This window comes from Streptomyces sp. NPDC091377 (assembly GCF_044757045.1).
Classification (GTDB): Bacteria; Actinomycetota; Actinomycetes; order Streptomycetales; family Streptomycetaceae; genus Streptomyces.
In genome coordinates this window covers 1-18,341 of sequence record NZ_JBIVUE010000014.1, presented here as the reverse complement: position 1 = coordinate 18,341, position 18,341 = coordinate 1, and the positions used below count along the sequence as shown (strand labels likewise).

Below are 18,341 nucleotides of genomic sequence, written 5' to 3'. Positions count from 1 at the left end.
GGTCCGGGGGGTTCAAACCTTACCCTGCTCGTGCGACTCGGGGCCGCAACGGAACGTACACCTTCGCGGGACCGATGGCGGACGTCCACCTGACGACCCCGACGATCACTTAAAAGGATTAACGCTCGTTACCTCAGGGTCGCTCTGACAGATGAAGGGGTGGGCGCGGTGCCACCGGGTCTGATGAGAGTGGCCGGGGCGAGACGAAGGGCGGAGTGATGATGGACGAGCGGGCGAGGAATGTGGCGCGGCTGCTGACGGGGGCTGTTGCCGCGGTGACGGTGTGTTGGGGGTCGGCGGGGGTCGCGCAGGCCGACGAGGTCACCTCGGGCTCGCACAACGGTCCGCGGTTCGGGCTCGTCAACATCCACATCGGCCAGGTCGACGACCCTGCGGAGGATGTGCTGGAGCACTTCCGGCTGATCGGGGACGAGCAGTTCACGGAGACCGCGGCGGGCTGACCTCCCGCCCGGCGGCATCCTTCGCACCTACGGCACGCAACGGCCCGGGTCCCGTCTCCACCGTTCTTCTCGCGGTGGGGGCGGGACCCGGGCCGTCCGCGTACACCCGTCCGACCGCGCAGGCATAGCGGCGGGCCGGTGCGGGCGTCAGGAGGGGCAGGAAGGGCCAGGCACCACGCCGGCCCGGAGAAGAGAAGGTGACGATGGATGCCGAAGCACAAGAAGACTTCCGGGAGTTCGTTGCGACCCGTTCCACCGCCCTGCTGAAGACCGCGGTGCTGCTCAGCGGCGGCGACCGGCACGCCGGTGAGGACCTGCTGCAGAACGCCCTGATCAAGGCCGCCGGCCGCTGGCAGCGGATCGACCAGCCCGAGGCGTACGTACGGCAGATCCTCTACCGCCAGCAGATCGGCCGCTGGCGGCTGAAGTGGCCCCGCCGGGAACTGACCGTCGCCGAGCCGCCCGAGCACGGCACCGCGGTGGACAGCACCGCCGACCTCGCCGAACTGCGGCTGCTGATCCGAGACCTGCTCGCCCGGCTCACCCCGCGCCAGCGGGCCGTCCTGGTGCTGCGCTACTTCGAGGATCTGCCCGAGGCCGAGGTCGCCCGGGTGCTGGGCTGCTCGGTCGGCACCGTACGGTCCACCGCCCACCGCTCCCTGGCCCGGCTGCGCGCCCTCGCCCCCGGCGAACTGGGCGCGCCCGCTTCCGCTCTTCCGTCTCTCGCCCGTACGCCCGTGGAGGTACGTTCGTGAACACCGAGGAACTCGTACGTTCCGCACTGCGTGAACAGGCCGCCGAACAGACGCCCCTCGACTCGGGCTTCGCCGACCGGGTGCTCGGACTGCGGCGCCGCCGACACGGTCGTAGGCTCGCTGTCGCCGCCGTCGCCACCGCCGCCGTGGTGGCCGTGGGCCTCGGGGTGCCCCGACTCGACACCACCACCGGGGGCGGCGGGACCGGGTTGGCCGGGGTCGGCGCCGGGGGCGACGACGTGCTCGCCCACCCGGACCAGTCGCCGCCGCGCGATCAGGTCGCCGTCGGGAAGACGCTGCTCGGCGCCCACTACACCACCGAACCCGTCGCCGGGTCGGGCGACAGCGGCGTGCTGACCCGGACCTACTCGCTGCTCGACCCCGACACCCGCACGTACCGGAAGGACGACCGGTGGTCGTACGTCGCCCTGGCACCGGGCGGCCGGACCGCGGCCGTCCTGGAGCGGGAACTGCCCACCCGACGGATCGGGCTGCTCGACCTCGCGACGGGGGAGGTCGAGCGCTGGATCCCGGTCCAACGCGGGGTGGCCGCGGTCGGGTTCTCGGCCGACGGGCGGCGGATCGTCGCCACGACGTACAGCGAGAACCCGGACCAGCTCCGCAGGAGCGCCGACGCGCCGGAAGGGAGCGGCGGCTGGGAGCAGCGCTGGGACCTCTCGGGCCGCACCGGCTTCTACGCCGTCGATGTCCCGGACGGCAAGGCCGACTGGACCCGCGTCGACGGCGAGACGGGCTTCGAGGCCCGCGGAGACTTCGGGTTCAGCGAGGACGGCCGGTCCTTGTGGACGGTGCTCACCGAGGAGGGCGTCGGCGAGACGAGTGGGGAGGAACCGCGGTACTACAACCTCTCGGGGGACCGGATCGACCAGCTGACCGGCAAGCAGACGCTGGGGTCAGAGGCCGGCATGTGGCGGGGCCCGCACAGCGCTCTCGGGACCTATGACCAGATCGTCGAGACGACCGAGCGGGTGGACAGCAAGAACCCGGACCTCCCCGATCTCGCGGCCGGCACCATGGCGATCGCCCCGATCGGCGGGGGCCGATGGCTCGCCTGGGACATGAAGGACGGCGCCCCCGACCGGATCAGGCTGGTCGTGACGCCCGAGCGTGGCGACCGGTCCGTCCCGCTCACCGGCTACCGCCGGCCCCCCGAGAAGCCCGGACAGCAGCCGTGGGAGCCGCTGTTCACCACGGGGGGCTGAGCAGGCGATCCGAAGCGGGTCCGTTGGACGCGGGTGCGTCGGACGCGGGTCCGTTGGACGCGGGTCCGTTGGACGCGGGTCCGTTCATCGGCCCGGTCCTGTTCCCGTCCCCGACCTCCACCCCGCCAGCGCCTCGTACTCCGCCCGCAGTCCCGCCACCGCCTCCGGTCCCGCCGGACGCAGGGGCGGGCGGACCGGGCCCGCCGGGAGGCCGAGGTCGGTCAGCAGGGCCTTGGCGGTGACCGCACCGGGCAGACCCGCCGCCATCATCGCCTCGATCAGGCCGTTCGCCTCCCGCTGGAGACGGGCGGCCTTCGGCGTGACCCCGGTGTCGAAGGCGTCGAGGACCGCGCGCAGATGCTCCGGGATCACGTTGGCGACCGTGCTGACATACCCCGCCCCGCCGACCGCGTACAGCGCCAGATTGTGCTCGTCGCAGCCCGCGTAGTACGCCAACTCCGTGCGCGCCAGCACCTTCTGGGCGCCGAGGAAGTCGTAGGAGCAGTCCTTGACCGCGACGATCCTCGGGTGGGCGGCCAGCCGCAGAACCGTCTCCGGTTCGACCCGGGTGCCGGTGCGGACCGGGATGTCGTACAGCATCACCGGCAGCCCGCAGCCGTCGGCCACCTCCAGGAAGTGCGCCTCGACGGCGTCCTGCGGGGGCCGGCTGTAGTACGGGGTCACCACCAGCACCCCGTCCGCGCCCGCCTTCTCCGCCGCCCGCGCCAGTTCCACGGTGTGCCGGGTGTCGTACGTGCCCACACCCGCCACCACCGTGCCACGCCCGCCCACCGCCTCCCGCACCGCCCGCACCAGCTCCGTTTTCTCGGCGTCGGACGTGGTCGGCGCCTCGCCCGTGGTGCCCGACAGCACCAGCCCGTCACAGCCCCGGGCCACCAGCCGGTCGGCGAGCCGCTGCGCACCGTCCAGATCCAGCTCCCCCGACGCGGTGAAGGGCGTCACCATCGCGCACAGAGCACGGCCGAACGGCGAGTCCGCGGTGAACGGGGAGAGGGAAGGGGAGGGGGCGGTGGGGGCGGCGGGGGGCGGGGGTGTCGTCATGTGAGTAGTGTCGGGGGGGCTTATCATGAAGCTCCACTTAAATCTGCTTAGGGGTAATGTGCAGCGGTGCTGCGAGATGGTGGTGGAGGGTCGGCGGTGTCCCGAGTGGGCCGGGTTGACCTGAAGTCCGGTCGAGGTCCGAGGCTGGTCGCTGTCCGTACCGAACGGCGTCCAGGAGGAGCCATGCCCCGCCGCACCGCCATGCCCCGCCGCACCGACACCCACCCCGACCTCCGGCACCCGGACGTCGCCGCGCCCTTCTTCAGCGTCTGGCGACTGGGCACGCCCGAACGGCAGCGGCAGGCCGTCGACGCCTTCGCCGCCGCCTGGGAACGGCGGCCGTGGCCCGCCCGCGAGCTGATCTCCCATCATGTGTACGTCGGCCAGGACGGCAGCACGCTGATGCATCACGCGCAATGGGCGACCGAGGTCGGCTACGAGGGGTTCTTCAAGACCCGGCGCCAGGAGACGGTGGACGAGATCGACACCGCCGTATCCGGTATCGAGCGGCTCACCCTCGACCGCTACCACCGCCCGCACAGCCATGAGCGCGCCGTCGGTGACACCCGGGTGCCCGGGCTGATCGTCACCGTACGGATCGACTTCGAGCCCGGCGCCGCCGCGCGGCGCCCCGGTTGGGCCGACACCGTCCGCAAGGCTCTCGCCGACGACCCCGAGGGGCATCGCGGGCTGATCTCCGCCCACTTCCACCTCTCGCACGACGGCACCCACGTCCTGAACTACGCCGAGTGGGAGAGCGATGCCGCCTACGACGCCGTGCTCGCCGGCACCGCGGAGCCGACGGAGTCGTGGCGGCGGGTGCGGACCTACCCGGGCGTGCGGGGGTTCACCTCGGCCCGGTACCGGCACGCGCTGGGGCTGGCGCCGGACTGAGCCCGACCGGACTGAGCCCGACCGGACTGAGCCCGACCGGACTGAGCCCGACCTGACTGAGCCCGGCCGGACTGGGCCCGGCCGGGCCGACCTGCCGAAGGTTTCGCCCTTCTGGACAATAAAAGTGTTCGGTGGGAGGCTGGAGCCATGTTGGACGTCACCGTGATCGAGGATCCCGAGGCCGCGGCGGTCAGTCTGGACCCGGTACGGGCCCGGCTGCTGGCCGAGCTGGCCGCCGGGCCCGCGTCGGCCACCATGCTGGCCGGACGGGTCGGACTGCCCCGGCAGAAGGTGAACTACCACCTCAAGGCGCTGGAGCGGCACGGGCTGGTCGAGCTGGCGGGCGAGCGCCGCAAGGGCAATGTCACCGAGCGGCTGATGCGGGCGACCGCCGCGTCGTACGTCATCTCGCCGGTCGCGCTGGCCGCCGTGCAGCCGGACCCGGACCGGTTCCGCGATCAGCTCTCCGCGCGCTGGATGCTGGCGCTCGGCGCCCGCCTCGTGCGCGATGTCGGGGCGCTGATCACCGGCGCCACCCGGGCCCGCAAGCGGCTCGCGACCTTCGCGCTCGACGGCGAGGTGCGGTTCGCCTCCGCCGCCGACCGGGCCGCGTTCGTGGAGGAACTGGCGGCGGGGGTCGGCGCGCTGGTCCGCAAGTACGACGCCGCGGGTGCCGAGGGCGGGCGGGACCATCGGATCGTCATCGCCGTACATCCCATGGTCAAGGCCGTACATCCCACGGTCAAGGCCGTGGACCCGTCGGTTCGGGGTGGGGGAGAGGGGGAGGCGTCCTCGCCTTCGCCTTCGCCTTCGCCTTCGCCCTCGTCCTCGCCCTCGCCTTCGGCCGAGGTGGAGGGGGCGTAGACCTCCCCCCTGTCCGACATCCGCCCCCCAGGAGGAGTGCACGCACCATGTCCGAGTCCAGAGAATTCGAGATCGCCCGGGAGTTCGAGGTCGACGCCACGCCCGAGCAGGTGTGGGAGGCGTTCACCAGCGCCACGGGTGGCTGGCTGTGGCCGACGGAGCCGCCCGAGCCGCGGGTCGGCGGCGCCGGGCCGCACGGATCAGAGGTGCTCGCCTGGGATCCGCCGCACCGCTACACCAACCGCGTCGAGGACACGGGAACGGCGCGGCAGAGCGCCAATCAGCTCGACTACACGGTCGAGCCGCGTGACGACGGACAGCGGGCCTGGGTGCGGTACGTGCACAGCGGGGTCTTCGTGGAGGACTGGGACAACCAGTACGACGGAGCCAACCGGCACACCGACTTCTACCTCCACACCCTGCGCCAGTACCTGACCCGGTTCCCCGGGGCCGCGGTCGTCGGTTTCGCCGCCTTCGACGGGCCCGCGGCGGCCGGCGGCCCCGACGCCCTGCGGGTCGCGGAGCGCGCGCTCGGGCTCACCGAGGACACCGCCGTGGGCGCGGGCGTACGGGTCACCGGCCCCGGGGGACGGGCGCTCGACGCGGTGGTGGACTACCGCGACGGGTACTTCCTCGGGCTGCGCACCGACAGCGCCCTGATCCGGTTCTTCGGCCGCAACCACTGGGGTCATGTCGTCGGCATGGCGGTGCACGACTTCGCGCCGGACGCCGACTCCCAGCGGGTCGGGGCCGCCTGGCAGGGCTGGCTGGACGGGGTGTACAGCCGGCCCTGACCGGCGGACCGGACGGTCGGTCAGGACCTCACGGGCGGAAGCGCAGCACCTGCGGGTCGTGGTCGCTGATCTGGTCGTTGAACTCCGCGTTGATGTGCACGCTGTCGTACGTGAAGTCGCCGCGCCGGATGGACGGGCTGATCAGGATCTGGTCCAGCGCCTGGCTGTTGCCCTGGTAGACGTACGAGTAACGCTCGCTCCTGGGCAGCGACTTCATCGCCGACCACAGCTCGCCGTCGCCCTCCAGCAGTTCGACGGTCTCGGAGAACTCGAAGTCGTTGAAGTCGCCGAGCGTGACGACGTCCGCGTTCTTCTGGGTGCCGAGCAGCTTCTGGACGAAGGCGTTGACGGCCGTGGCCTGCTGGTGGCGCTGGGTCTCCGAACCGCGTGTCGGCGGCTGGTACTGCGAGGTCAGGCCCTGGTCGCCGCCCTTGGAGTTGAAGTGGTTGGTGATCACGAAGACGGTCTCGCCACGGAACACGAACTCACCCACCAGCGGCTTGCGGCTGCTGGCCCAGGCGGCGTTCGCGGGGTCGATCCGGCCGGGGGAGACGGTCAGCGTCGCCTTGCCGCGCACCTTGGTCACCTCGGTGGCGGTCGTCGCGTCGCCGCCCGCGCGGTCGGTGAAGGAGACCCGCTCGGGGTTGAACAGGAACACCTGGCGGATGTTGCCGCCCGGTTCACCGCCGTCGGCGTTGTTCACGGGGTCGATCGAGCGCCACTCGTAGGCCGGGCCGCCCGCGGCGACGATCGCGTCCGTCAGCTTCTTCAGCGTCTGGTCGGCGGCGACCGTACCGTCGTTGGTCGCGCCGTTGTTGTCCTGGATCTCCTCCAGGGACACGATGTCGGGCGCGCTGAGGTTGCCGACGATCGCGGCGGCGTGGTCCGCGAACGAGTCGTCGGACGGGTCGAGGTTCTCGACGTTGTACGTGGCGACCGCCAGTTCGCCGCGCCGCTGCTCGCGGGTCGTCTCGCGCTCCGGCCCGCCCTGCTCCAGGGCGCCGATCCGGTTGGCCACCAGGGTGTAGCCGCCGAACTGGTTGTAGTCCAGCGGGCCGGCCGTGGTGCCGGTGAGCCAGTCGCCGACGTTCGCCTTCGGGAAGTCGGCGACCGCGCCGAGCGACTGGATCTGGAGCCGCCCGGTGTTCTGGGAGCCGTAGGAGCCGTAGACCGTGCCGCCGCTGCGGTTGCGGTTCTCGTGCGGCTTCACCGTGACCCACAGTGCGGTGTACGGGTCGGTGGCGCCGACCACACGGGCGTCGGTGACCTGGACGTTCATGCCCTCCAGGGACTCGTAGCGGTCGAGGGCGTACGTCGACGGGCGCAGGGGCAGCGCGTTGACCGAGCCGTTCGCGGCCGGGTCGCCCGCCGGGGCGTAGCGCGCGGGCACCGAGCGTCTGTCGATGGTCGTGGCGGCCGGGACCGGGTTGCCGCTGGAGAGCACGGTCACCGTCGGACGGGTCAGCTCGGTCAGCGACTGGTTGCCGGAGGAGGTGCCGCCCGGTACGAACTCGGTCACCGTGGCGGAGACGGAGACCGAGTCGCCGACGGCGACCCGCGGCGCCGAGGAGGTGAAGACGAAGACGCCCTCGCTGGTGGCCGGGTCGGCGTCGGGGTTCGGGTCCTGGATCCAGAAGCCTCTGGAGGAGCCGTAGCCGCGCACCCCGGTGACGATGCCGGTCACCTCGGTGACCTGCTGTCCGGCGTACGGGGATATCCGGGACGTGCCCTGGATGTCATGGATGCGGACCGAGTCCGCCTGGGCGGGCGAGGTCAGTACCAGGGTCGACGCCGCCGAGCAGACGGCGGCGACGGTGAGCGCGGCGAGACGCGCGGAAGACTTGCTCGGCAAGGGATCCCTCCGGGGGACGTGTGTACGGAAGTGCCGGGGCGAGGTGACGACGGCAGGTGCGTGGAGCAGCAGGTGGAGCAGGTGGAGCAGGTGGTGGAACCGGTGGTGGAGCAGGTGGAGCGGCAAGTGCGTGGAGCAGAGGAAAGGCGGAACAGCGGAGGATCGTGTTCTACGCGCGTCAATTTCTAGCGTGCCCCGGCCAGTTGTCAAGGTTTCGGCCATGGACGGGAGCGGCCGGGGAGATGAACCGGGCGGCATGGGTGGATATCCGTCTAGGCTGAGGCGTGTCACCAGGGTCGATCCGCTGTGCGGGGACCGGTCCGGGTGATCTGCCGTTTCCGAGTGACGTGCCGTGCTCCGCCCGTGGCGTACGGCCTGAAGGCGCCCTAGGAGTACCCGCCGATGTCAGACAGCTCCTCCCTGCCGCCCCTGCGGCCGACCCCCCGAGCGGAGCTGGCGCGTGACGCGCTGTCCACCCCGTTGCTGTCCCGGGCCGCCCGGCTCGCCCGCTGGGCCGGTCCGGGTACCCGGGTCGACGCGGGGGGCGGACTGGTGGACGAGGAGCTTCCGGCGGCGGCCGAGGTGCTCGGGCTGACCGGCGCCGACGCGGCGGCTCTGGCGAGCGAGGCATGGCGGGTCGCCGTCGACGCCGGGCTCGTGGAGATCGTGGACGAGGAGGCCGGTACGGTCGCCGCCGGCGCCGAGCTGACCCGGCTCACCTCCGGCGCCCCCGACGACGTGCTGGCGGTCTGGCTCGCGGCGCTGGAGACCGTACTCGCCGACGCGAGCGTGCCCGACCTGGACGATCTGGTCGACTCCCTGGGGGAGAGCGGCACCGTCGACTTCTCCAAGCTCGACTGGGACCCGGAGGCCGAGGCCGACTTCCTCGACGGCGTCCTCGGCAATCTCTATCTCCTCGCCGTCAGCGAGGACGGCCCCGGCGACGCCCCGATCCCGCTGCCCGCGCTGGCCGCCTCCGTCATCGTCCCCAGCGACATGGGCGAGCCCACCGACGATGTGCTCGAACAGGTCTCCGACGCGATGATGCGGCTGGACGACCAGTTCCGGCTGCTGGAGCCGATCGGTCTGGTCGCCTACCGGCCGGTGGACGAGGCGCTGATGGCCGACGCCGACGAGGAGCCGGCCGCCTTCGGGAACGGCGCTGATGGCTCCGACGGCCTCGAAGGCTCGGCGGACACCGAGGACATCGCGGACACCGAGGACACCGCGGACGCCGACGACGCCGACGTCTCGCGGTACGGGATGGTCCGGCTCACCGCGCTCGGCCGCCACGGGCTGCGCGCCCGGCTGCTGGAGAGCGGGGTCGACGCCCCGCTGGTCGGTGAACTCGCCGACAAGGACGCCCACGCGCTGTTCGACGGCACCGCCGCGTTCGGTCCGCGTGCCGCTCTCGCCGAGACCGAGCAGTGGCTCGCCCGGCGTGAACCGCTCGCCGCCGCGAGGGAGCTGCTGACCGCGGCGCGCGGCACGGACCCGGGCGGGCCGCTGCGGCGGCTGCGCTGCCAGCAGGCCCTGTCCCTGGTCGGCGGCGCCGCGGAACCCGCGCTGCGGGAGGTTCTGGACGATCCGGAGCTGGGCGGACTCGCCCGGGTCTGGCTCACCGAGCACGGCGCCACCGACGTACCGCCGCCCTCCGAGGCCATGATCTTCTGGCTGACCGTCGACACGGTCGCCGCACAGCTCGCCGCCGAGGGCAACTCCGAGGAGCTGCGCGAGCTGGTCGCCGGGCTGGCCGCCCAGCACAGCGGGTTCTTCGCCGCCGCGTGGCGGGTGGACCACCCGGCCACCGCCGATGTGCTGGAGGCGATGGGACGGCTGCATCCGGACAAGAAGATCGCCAAGGAGGCCCGGAAGGCGGCCTTCAAGGCACGGTCGCAGCAAGGGGGCTGACCGGCTGCTGACCGGCTGCTGACCGGTGGTCGACCTGCGGTTGACCGGCGGCTGTGTGGCGGCTGTGTGGCGGCTGCGCGGGCGGGACCGCGGCGGCCGACGGCGGGCGAGGCGGGCGGCACCGGTGGGCCGGGCGGCCGGAAATGGTCGGTCGGGATCACGGGTGTCTCCCCAGCCTCTGCCGTACTCCGGTGTCGCTGACGTACCCTGCGTCCGAACGGGTTCACGGTATGGATGTCCGTCGGTCGCCCGATGTTCAACTCCCGTTCAGGCATGGCCGGGACATCGGCGACGCTTCAGCAGATCACCGTGCATGTCCGGCCGCGATCCGCCACGGCACCCCCGCCGCCCACCGCACCTCGCGCACCGCCCGCCCCGCCTGGCTCACCGCACTCCGAGCACCGCTCACCGCACCCCGAGCGCAGCACTCCGAGCACCGCACGCCGCGCACCGACGCCGTACCTCGCGCACCGCACCTCCGCACCGCACCTCGTACCCCGTGCACGCACCTCGTACCTCGCGCACCGCATCTGTACCTCGCACGTCCGCAGATCACGGCACGCCCATGCTCACCGCACCCCCCACGTACCCGACACGCCCCACTGTTCACAGGAGGCAGCATGTCGCTCACCCGCAGGGACTTCACCCGGAACTCCGCGATCACCGGCGCCGGAGTGGCGCTGGCCGGCAGCGTCGGCGCCCTCGCCACCGCGCCGAACGCGCTCGCCGCCACCGGGACCGACGCCCCGGACGACTCCGCCGACCGGCACGACGACATCGGGTACGGTCCGCTCCTGCCCGACCCGGACGGCCTGCTCGCGCTGCCCGCCGGATTCACGTACCGCGTCCTCACCTACACCGGCCGCACCACCCTGGAATCGGGTGAGTCCACCCCCTCCCGCCACGACGGCACCGCCGCCTTCGCCGGTCCGCGGGGCGCCACCCTGCTGGTCAACAACCATGAGATCGGCGGCCCGCGCTCCCGCGCCGAGTACCCGGTGCCGCTCGCCGAGGGCCTGGTCTACGACCCCGCCGCGGCCGGTGGCTGTACGGTCGTGGAGGTCCGCGGCGACCGGGTCGCCGAGTGGGTCGGCATCACCGGCACCTCCACCAACTGCGCGGGCGGCAGCACCCCCTGGGGCACCTGGCTCACCTGCGAGGAGACCGAGGACCTGGCCGGCGTCAACGGTATGACCAAGGACCACGGCTATGTCTTCGAGGTCGACCCCCAGGACCGCCGCGCCAACCGGGATCCCCGGCCCGTCAAGGCGCTCGGCCGCTACGCCCACGAGGCCGTCGTCATCGACCCCCGGCGCGGTCACGCCTATCTCACCGAGGACGCCTCCAAGCCCAACGGCCTGCTCTTCCGCTGGACCCCGCCCAAGGGCTTCCGCCACGGCCGCGGCCGGCTGCGCACCCTCGCCGACGACGCGGGCCGCTACCAGGCGGCCCGCTGCCTGGACTCCGACGGCCGGTACGTGGACGACCTCACCCGCGCCACGAGCGCCGGCACCGTCTACCGCGTCGAATGGGTCGATGTGCCCGACCGCGACGCCCGCAGTGTCCCGGTGCGCAAACAGTTCACGGACGGTCAGGTCACCCGGGGCCGCAAACTGGAGGGCATGTGGTGGGGCGACGGCGGCGCGTACGTCGTCTCCTCCTACGCCCGTGCCGAGAGCCCCGGCGTGCCGCACGACGGGCAGGTCTGGTTCTACGACCCCAAGCGCCACACCCTGACCCTCAAGGTGCTCCTCGGTGTCGCCCCGGGCACCGCTGACGACCCGCACTTCGACGGCCCCGACAACATCACCGTCTCCCCGTACGGCGGCCTGATCATCGCCGAGGACGGGGACGGCTCCCAGCATCTGTTCGGCGCCACCGACACCGGGCGGACCTACCCCATCGCCCGCAGCGAACTCAACCTCGGCACCGAGGAAGCGCCGCAGTACAGCGAGTTCGCCGGGGTCACCTTCTCGCCCGACGGCCGCACCCTGTTCGCCTGCCTCCAGTCGCCCGGCATCATGATCGCCATCGACGGGCCGTGGAAGCGGCAGCGGCGGCAGTAGCCGACCGGTGGGTGGCCGGTCGGGGGGTGCGTCCGTGGCCGGTCGGCCGCACCCGGCTCAGGGACCGTGCCCGCACCGCCATCCGGGACGCGATCGTCGCCGGGGAGATCGCACCCGGCTCAGGGACCGTGCCCGCACCGCCATCCGGGACGCGATCGTCGCCGGGGAGATCGCCCCCGGCACGGTCGTGCGCGACACCGACCTCGCGGCACGGCTCGGACTGTCCCGCGCGCCGGTGCGCGACGCGTTCGCCCGGCCGGTGGACGAGGGGCTGCTGGAGCGCACACCGCAGAGCCACACCCGGGTCACCCGACTGGAGCGGCGGCGCTTCGGCGAGGGCGGCGCCTGCCGCTCGGCCGGGCTGCAAGAGCGGCTGATCGAGGCGTGCGCCGAGGGGGGTCCGGAGTCGGGGGCCGCCGCACGCTCCGTCCGACACCGAGTGACACCTGGAGGCCCGTATGCCCGGCATATCCCCTGTCCCGTCCGCTGTCCCGTCCCCTGCCTCGTCCCCCACCCCGTCGCCCGCCTCGTCGCCCGCCTCGCCCTCCCTCGCCTCCTACGACCGCTACCCCCTGCTCTTCGGGCCGTCGCCCGTGCACCCCCTGGAGCGGCTGTCGGACCATCTCGGCGGTGCCGCGCTGTGGGCCAAGCGGGAGGACTGCAACTCCGGGATCGCGTACGGCGGGAACAAGACGCGCAAGCTGGAGTACCTGGTGGCCGACGCCCTCGCGCGGGGCTGCGACACCCTGGTCTCGATCGGCGGCGTCCAGTCCAACCACACCCGGCAGGTCGCTGCCGTCGCCGCCCGCGTGGGGCTCAAGTGCGTGCTGGTCCAGGAGAGCTGGGTGGACTGGCCCGATCCGGGTTACGACAAGGTCGGCAACATCCTGCTCAGCCGCCTGGCCGGAGCGGACGTACGGCTCGTGCGGGCGGGCTTCGGGATCGGCTTCAAGGAGAGCTGGGAGCAGGCGCTGCGGGAGGTCGAGGAGGCGGGCGGCCGGCCGTACGCCGTTCCCGCCGGTGCCTCCGACCATCCGCTCGGCGGGCTGGGCTTCGCCGGGTGGGCGTACGAGGTCGCCGAGCAGGAGCGTGCGCTGGGTGTCTTCTTCGACACGGTGGTGGTCTGCTCGGTGACCGGATCGACGCAGGCGGGGATGGTCGCCGGGTTCCGGGCGCTGGAGGAGGCGGGTGGCCGGCCGCGCCGGGTGCTCGGCGTCGACGCCTCCGCCGCACCGGCCCGGACCCGCACCCAGATCGCCCGGATCGCCGAGCGCACCGGCCGGCTGATCGGCGTACGCGGGGAACTGACCGAGGCGGACGTGGAGCTGGACGAGCGCTACCACGCGGGCACCTACGGCGTCCCCGACGCGACCACCCTGGAGGCGATGCGGACCGCCGCGCGCACCGAGGGCATGGTCACCGATCCGGTGTACGAGGGGAAGTCGATGGCCGGGATGATCGATCTGGTGCGGCGCGGGGAGATCGGGCGGGAGTCGACGGTGCTGTACGCGCATCTGGGCGGGCAGCCCGCGCTCAACGCCTACAGCGCGCTGTTCTGAGGCGGGGCGCCGGCCGGGAGTGGGTAGGGTGCGCGGTGAGTCCGATGGGCGAGGAGCAGACGAGGAGCAGGTCAGGGTCATGCGCGCGGATGCCCGGCGTAATCATGAGCGGCTGCTGAGGGTGGCCGCCGAGGTCTTCGCCGAGCAGGGCGAACGGGCCTCGCTGGACGAGATCGCCAAGCGCGCGGGGGTCGGTTCCGGCACCCTCTACCGCCACTTCCCGACCCGTCAGGCCCTGCTGGAGGCGGCCTACGTCGGCCGGATCGAGGCACTCGCGGCCCGTGCGGACGAGTGCGCCGCCGCGCTGCCGCCCGGCGAGGCCCTGCTGGCCTGGCTGGGCGAGATCGGCCTCGGCATGATCCAGGTCGGCGGGCTGAAGTCGCTGCTCGGGTCGGCGGTCACCGACGGCGCGTCCTACGCGGCGACCGTGTGCGGGACGACCCTCAACGGTGCCGCGGAACGCCTCGTGCGCGCGGCCCGCGAGGAGGGCACTCTGCGCCGTGATGTGGAGCCGATCGAGATCCTCCGCCTGGCGCACGGGTTGGCGACCGCGTCCGAGCTGGCGGACGGCGAGGGGCGGCACCTGGAGCGCTATCTGAGGCTGCTGATGGAGGGGTTGCGGGCGCCGGGCTGACGGGCGTGGCCACGCGGGGGCGCCTGGACACCGGGAGGCGCAGAGGGACGATCGCTACTGGGCCGCATGGGCAGACTGGCTCGACATCCCGAAGCACACCGTCTCCGCTCCCGTCGGCGCGGTGGTCGCTCGCAGCGCTCCGCGGCCTCGGCATGCGGGTCGTCATCGCAGGCAACCGGACGGCACTCGCAGGCGAACTGCTGCGCGGGCTCGACCTGCCCGCCGATCTCGTCGTCACGTCCGGAGAGCTGGGAGTGGCGAAGCCAGAACCCGAGTTCTTCGAACGCGTGCTGGCCAGTGCCGACCTGGACGCCGCGTCCACCCTGCACGTCGGGGACCACCCCGTCTCGTCTACGACCAGTACCGCCGCCTCGTCGTGGAGGTGCTCCACTACGTATTCGCGCACGTCGTCGCGCACGGCGTCGGCGTCCCAGACGGCCCGGGTCAGCAGATGCTGCATGCCGTGTGGGCTGGCCTCTCCGGCCCACTCCGCGATCGTCCAGCAGTTTTTGCGCGGCAGGTCCGACAGCATCCCCAGCACCGGCCGCCCGGCCCGGCGCCGGGGTTCAACCCGCTTGAACCGGCCTGCGATCCGCGCCATCAGCCCCTCGAACGCCTCTCGCCGACGCGCAGGATCTATGCCGTGGCCTGCGGCCACCGTCTCGTCGTCGCGGCGATACCACTTACGGTGATCAACGGTGGCTGTACCTGTCTCCGCATCGGCGCTGGCTGTCCGCGGACTGGCCATCACGTACGGTCTGCGGCATGACGGCAGAGGATTCGAAGGCCCCAGAACCCCGGGTGCAGTTGGTCATTGGCATCATCCGCCAAGGCAACGAGGTCCTGCTCGTGCGAGAGAGTCTCGGCGCGAGCGACGAGATCCTCTGGTCGCTGCCCGGTGGTGGGGTCGAGGACGGCGAGCTCATGCACGAAGCCCTCCGGCGCGAGCTACGGGAGGAGACCGGCCTGCTGGTAGGCGACCCGGTGCGGACCGCATTCCTCATGCACATCGACTCAGAGCCCTACCCTTCGGCGCTGGCCGTTGCCTTCGAGGTCGACGAGTGGTCGGGGGACATCGCGCCACAGGACGACGACATCGAACAGGCCGCCTTCTTTCCCTTGCCCGATGCTCTGAAGCTGCTCGGCGAGCTGGACAGCGCGACGCAGCGGGAGCCCATCGTCGGCTATCTGACCGGGGATGTTGCGCCCGGGACCACCTGGCTGTACCGCAACCGATGTGGAGACGAGACCCTGGTCGCCCGCTGGTGACGCCAGACCGTGGCCACCACATGAAGATCACGATCTACAGCTGGACTATTAAGGCGTGAGAGGCCGCAGCATTACCGCGAACATCGGGGAATCGTCGTACGGTTTGGAGTGGTCGACCTTTTCATATCCCCAAGATTCATAGAGGGCTACGACCTTGGGGTGAGAAAGGTCGACAAAGAGTGTCACCGCCTCTTCATCCCTGCTGGCGAGAAGCGCCTCGTGGAGTTTCAGGGAGGCGCCGGTTTTTCGCCACCGAGGCAGCACCATCAGTTCAGATAGCGCGAAGGCTCGATCCTGGTCCCCGAGGGACTGAGGGCGATCTGACCCCCGCCACCAGCCGCCGGGGCTGAAAGGCGCACCGGAGATGTAGCCCACCGGCTCGCCTTCATCGAAGCCGATCAGGCAGACCCAGTCGGGGCGACTGCTCCAGCCGTCAACGAATTCCGCGAATCTCTCACGGGAGTCGAACGCTTCCGTTGATCCCTCATAGGCTGCATCGTGGATGTCCAGGAGCATTGTCCGGATACTCTTCGCATCCTGCTGCCCGTAGTGCTTCACTTCCATTGCCGAGACCTTTCGATCCATGACGTCACCCCAGGTGCTTTGGTCCCCGTCGATGCGAAGGTCATGCGACTGCTGACCTGTAGCGCAGGCCAACTCTGGCTCTCCCTGACTTGCTTGGGCCAGAGCCAGGTGTGCCGTGCACAAAGCCCGGTTCCGGACCCATTCGGGGCGAATCTCTGAAAGCGTTTGATGAAAGAAGTACTCAGCTTTCCCAAAGTCGCCCACAGAGAATCAGATGCTGGCCGAGAGTCCGCTCAATTCACTCTGATCATAGAACTCGATCCAGGCTGGCCGCTCTCTGCCCCCAGCCCTGCCAAAAGAACTCTCGGCTGCGGTCAAGGCCCGGAGGGCCTCGCTTCGCTGTTGACTCCGAGCCAGCGCCTTTGCGTTGCGGATATGACCAAGGGAAGCGTACAGCGGATCACGTCGGGCGACCCATAGCCCTTTCATGGTCTCGGCAGTCTCTGGAGGTGCTGACCGATGCTCAGGTGCGTGGCGCGGTCTGCGTCTGGGACGCCACGGAACCGCCGCTGACGGCCGAGACGGCTGTCGACCTCGGCGCGGCGACAGGAACGTCGAGTGCGTCGGACCCAGTCGGGCATCAGGTCGAGTGGCACCCGACCACGCGTTTCTTCACCCCCCAGGAGCCCGGCGCGGACGCAGTCGGCGTGCGCCCGCGCTGAGCGCCCGTACGGCACACACAGGCCCCTGAACCTGCACTTGACCAGCGCAGACGGTCAGAGGGCCTGGGCCGCCGGCTTGACCATCTGGCGGACCGTGCGGCCCTTGACGAACTCGCCCATGGCGGTCATCTCCCACTCACCGGAGTACTGCCGGATCAACTTCGCCATCATCACGCCCGTCTGCGGCTCGGCGCCCGTGAGGTCGAAGCGGACCAGTTCCTCGCCGGACGCCGCGTCGATCAGACGGCAGTACGCCTTGGCGACCTCGGTGAACTTCTGCCCCGAGAACGAGTTGACCGTGAAGACCAGACCGCTGGCCTCCTGGGGGAGCCGGCCGAGGTCCACGGTGATCACCTCGTCGTCCCCGCCGCCCTCACCGGTGAGGTTGTCGCCGGAGTGGCGGATCGCACCGCCGAGGATCTGGAGCTTGCCGAAGTAGCAGCTGTCGAGGTGGTTGCGCTGCGGTCCGTAGGCGATGACCGAGGCGTCCAGGTCGATGTCCTTGCCCCGGTAGGCGGGCTCCCAGCCGAGGCCCATCTTGACCTGGGAGAGCAGCGGGCGTCCGCCCTTGACCAGGGACACGGTCTGGTTCTTCTGGAGGTTGACCCGGCCCTTGTCGAGGTTGATCTTCCCGGCGCCGGGCGCGGCGGCCGGCGGGGCCGGGGGCGCCGCGGGGGCCTGGGGCGCGGCGAGGCGCGGGTCCACCGGCGCGGCGGCCGGGGGCGGCGGGGTCGCGGGCGCGGCCGGCTGCTGCGGCGCGGCCGGGGCGGCGGGCTCCTCGACCGAGACGCCGAAGTCGGTGGCGATGCCCGCCAGTCCGTTCGCGTACCCCTGGCCCACCGCGCGGGCCTTCCAGGCGCCGTTGCGCAGATAGATCTCCACGATCACCAGGGCGGTCTCGCCGCCGAGCTGCGGGGGTGTGAAGGTGGCCAGCACGCTGTTGTCGTCGGCGTTGCGGATCGTGGCCGTGGGCTCGACGCCCTGGAAGGTCTGCCCTGCCGCGTCCGGGCTGGCGGTGACCACGATCTTCTCGATGCCGGGCGGCACGGCCGTGGTGTCGACGGCGATGGCGTCGGGGGAGGCGCCACCGCCGGAGCGGTAGGTCACACCGGGGCCGCTGGGCTGGTTGTAGAAGATGAAGTCGTCGTCGGAGCGCACCTTGCCGTCGGCGGTGAGCAGCAGGCCCGATACGTCGAGCCGCACCGGGGCGGCGACGTCCACCGTCACACGCGGGGCGGCCAGGGGGATGTTCGAGCCGGGGGTCATAGCTGTCATGCCCCCTCAACGAGCGAGGAGGTTTTGCCGTTCCCTTACCCGACGGCCGATCGGGTCATCTTCCCCGATGGGAGCGGTTGCGGGGGTGATCGCGCGCCGTGCGTTCGTTGCCCCGCCGGTAGTTCCCGGTCCAGCGGGCCATGACCAGCTGGGGGTCCGCCCCCTGCACCTCGGCGAGAAACCGCTCGGCCCGGTCGCCGCGCAGCGTCCCGGCGGGGCGGCCGTGATGCGTGATCGTCACGGAGCCGTCGGACTGCTCGACGTAGGCGAAACCCTCGGGGCGCGGCATGCCCGGCATGCTAGTACGACCACCTCGGCACGGACTGCCGCGCCCGCTCCCCGGGGGATGCAGGAGCGGACACGACAGCCCGGTCGGGGGGGCGACCCCACGGAACCGCCCGATCGGGCGCCCCGACCCCCCCCCCCCCCGGGGGGGGGGCCGGGCCCCCCCCCGGGGGGGGGGGCGGGGGCGGGG

Annotated in this window: 16 protein-coding genes and 3 pseudogenes; 13 read left to right on the top strand and 6 right to left on the bottom strand. The window is 71.8% G+C overall.

The window, feature by feature from the left end; translation table 11 throughout:
• The first annotated feature begins 218 nt into the window (after positions 1–218).
• The 3 genes from ACIQNG_RS27090 to ACIQNG_RS27080 all read left to right on the top strand — a co-directional run bounded on the left by ACIQNG_RS27090 (position 219) and on the right by ACIQNG_RS27080 (position 2,439).
• Positions 219–461: a hypothetical protein gene (locus ACIQNG_RS27090; RefSeq protein WP_401427508.1), complete on the top strand. Its 243-nt coding sequence runs from the start codon at positions 219–221 to the stop codon at positions 459–461.
• 203 nt (positions 462–664) lie between these two features.
• The gene (locus ACIQNG_RS27085) at positions 665–1,216 is read left to right on the top strand and encodes a SigE family RNA polymerase sigma factor (RefSeq protein WP_401488580.1); all 552 of its coding nucleotides are present in this window, start codon (positions 665–667) and stop codon (positions 1,214–1,216) included.
• Positions 1,213–2,439: a WD40 repeat domain-containing protein gene (locus ACIQNG_RS27080; RefSeq protein WP_401488578.1), complete on the top strand. Its 1,227-nt coding sequence runs from the start codon at positions 1,213–1,215 to the stop codon at positions 2,437–2,439. The genes ACIQNG_RS27085 and ACIQNG_RS27080 overlap by 4 nt, the downstream gene beginning before the upstream one ends.
• An 84-nt stretch (positions 2,440–2,523) precedes the next feature.
• Here ACIQNG_RS27080 and dapA read toward each other — a convergent pair whose 3' ends face one another.
• Positions 2,524–3,501 carry a 4-hydroxy-tetrahydrodipicolinate synthase gene (gene dapA / locus ACIQNG_RS27075; protein WP_401427514.1) on the bottom strand — a complete coding sequence of 326 codons (978 nt, stop codon included), beginning with the start codon at positions 3,499–3,501 and terminating at the stop codon, positions 2,524–2,526.
• 201 nt (positions 3,502–3,702) lie between these two features.
• On the opposite strand from dapA, the gene ACIQNG_RS27070 reads away from it, so the two are divergent.
• The 3 genes from ACIQNG_RS27070 to ACIQNG_RS27060 all read left to right on the top strand — a co-directional run bounded on the left by ACIQNG_RS27070 (position 3,703) and on the right by ACIQNG_RS27060 (position 6,053).
• Positions 3,703–4,395, top strand: coding sequence for a hypothetical protein (locus tag ACIQNG_RS27070; RefSeq protein WP_401488806.1), 693 nt, complete (start codon positions 3,703–3,705; stop codon positions 4,393–4,395).
• A gap of 147 nt (positions 4,396–4,542) precedes the next feature.
• Positions 4,543–5,259 carry an ArsR/SmtB family transcription factor gene (locus tag ACIQNG_RS27065; RefSeq protein WP_401488576.1) on the top strand — a complete coding sequence of 239 codons (717 nt, stop codon included), beginning with the start codon at positions 4,543–4,545 and terminating at the stop codon, positions 5,257–5,259.
• 47 nt (positions 5,260–5,306) lie between these two features.
• On the top strand, positions 5,307–6,053 hold the full coding sequence (locus ACIQNG_RS27060) for an SRPBCC domain-containing protein (protein WP_401488574.1): 747 nt from the start codon (positions 5,307–5,309) through the stop codon (positions 6,051–6,053).
• Between the two features lie 28 nt (positions 6,054–6,081).
• On the opposite strand, the gene ACIQNG_RS27055 is transcribed toward ACIQNG_RS27060, so the two are convergent.
• A complete protein-coding gene (locus tag ACIQNG_RS27055) occupies positions 6,082–7,905 on the bottom strand; it encodes an endonuclease/exonuclease/phosphatase family protein (protein ID WP_401488572.1) in 1,824 nt (607 codons plus the stop codon).
• 402 nt (positions 7,906–8,307) lie between these two features.
• Between ACIQNG_RS27055 and ACIQNG_RS27050 the strand changes: the two genes are divergently transcribed.
• The 6 genes and pseudogenes from ACIQNG_RS27050 to ACIQNG_RS27025 all read left to right on the top strand — a co-directional run.
• The gene (locus tag ACIQNG_RS27050; protein WP_401488570.1) at positions 8,308–9,816 is read left to right on the top strand and encodes a hypothetical protein; all 1,509 of its coding nucleotides are present in this window, start codon (positions 8,308–8,310) and stop codon (positions 9,814–9,816) included.
• A 620-nt stretch (positions 9,817–10,436) separates the two neighbouring features.
• The gene (locus ACIQNG_RS27045) at positions 10,437–11,882 is read left to right on the top strand and encodes an alkaline phosphatase PhoX (protein WP_401427526.1); all 1,446 of its coding nucleotides are present in this window, start codon (positions 10,437–10,439) and stop codon (positions 11,880–11,882) included.
• Positions 11,883–11,991: 109 nt separating this feature from the next.
• Positions 11,992–12,279: pseudogene (locus ACIQNG_RS27040) on the top strand (GntR family transcriptional regulator); the annotation flags it as partial.
• A 61-nt stretch (positions 12,280–12,340) separates the two neighbouring features.
• Complete coding sequence (locus tag ACIQNG_RS27035; RefSeq protein ID WP_401488568.1) at positions 12,341–13,441, top strand: 1-aminocyclopropane-1-carboxylate deaminase; 1,101 nt, start codon at positions 12,341–12,343, stop codon at positions 13,439–13,441.
• A gap of 79 nt (positions 13,442–13,520) precedes the next feature.
• Positions 13,521–14,075, top strand: a complete 555-nt coding sequence (locus ACIQNG_RS27030) for a TetR/AcrR family transcriptional regulator (RefSeq protein ID WP_401427532.1) — start codon at positions 13,521–13,523, stop codon at positions 14,073–14,075.
• Positions 14,076–14,118: 43 nt separating this feature from the next.
• Positions 14,119–14,458, top strand: a pseudogene (locus ACIQNG_RS27025) (HAD family hydrolase); the annotation flags it as partial.
• On the opposite strand, the pseudogene ACIQNG_RS27020 reads toward ACIQNG_RS27025, so the two are convergent.
• Positions 14,416–14,676 (bottom strand): annotated as a pseudogene (locus ACIQNG_RS27020) (transposase); the annotation flags it as partial. The pseudogenes ACIQNG_RS27025 and ACIQNG_RS27020 sit on opposite strands and share 43 nt — an antisense overlap.
• 164 nt (positions 14,677–14,840) lie before the next feature.
• On the opposite strand from ACIQNG_RS27020, the gene ACIQNG_RS27015 reads away from it, so the two are divergent.
• Positions 14,841–15,344: an NUDIX hydrolase gene (locus tag ACIQNG_RS27015; RefSeq protein WP_401427534.1), complete on the top strand. Its 504-nt coding sequence runs from the start codon at positions 14,841–14,843 to the stop codon at positions 15,342–15,344.
• Positions 15,345–15,392: 48 nt separating this feature from the next.
• Here the strand turns inward: ACIQNG_RS27015 and ACIQNG_RS27010 are convergent, their stop codons facing one another.
• The 3 genes from ACIQNG_RS27010 to ACIQNG_RS27000 form a co-directional block, all read right to left on the bottom strand.
• Positions 15,393–15,929 (bottom strand): GNAT family N-acetyltransferase, encoded by a 537-nt coding sequence (locus ACIQNG_RS27010; protein WP_401488566.1) that lies wholly within the window; start codon positions 15,927–15,929, stop codon positions 15,393–15,395.
• A 716-nt stretch (positions 15,930–16,645) separates the two neighbouring features.
• Complete coding sequence (locus tag ACIQNG_RS27005; protein ID WP_401488564.1) at positions 16,646–17,866, bottom strand: TerD family protein; 1,221 nt, start codon at positions 17,864–17,866, stop codon at positions 16,646–16,648.
• A gap of 55 nt (positions 17,867–17,921) precedes the next feature.
• Positions 17,922–18,155, bottom strand: a complete 234-nt coding sequence (locus tag ACIQNG_RS27000; protein ID WP_401488563.1) for a hypothetical protein — start codon at positions 18,153–18,155, stop codon at positions 17,922–17,924.
• Positions 18,156–18,341 lie beyond the last annotated feature (186 nt).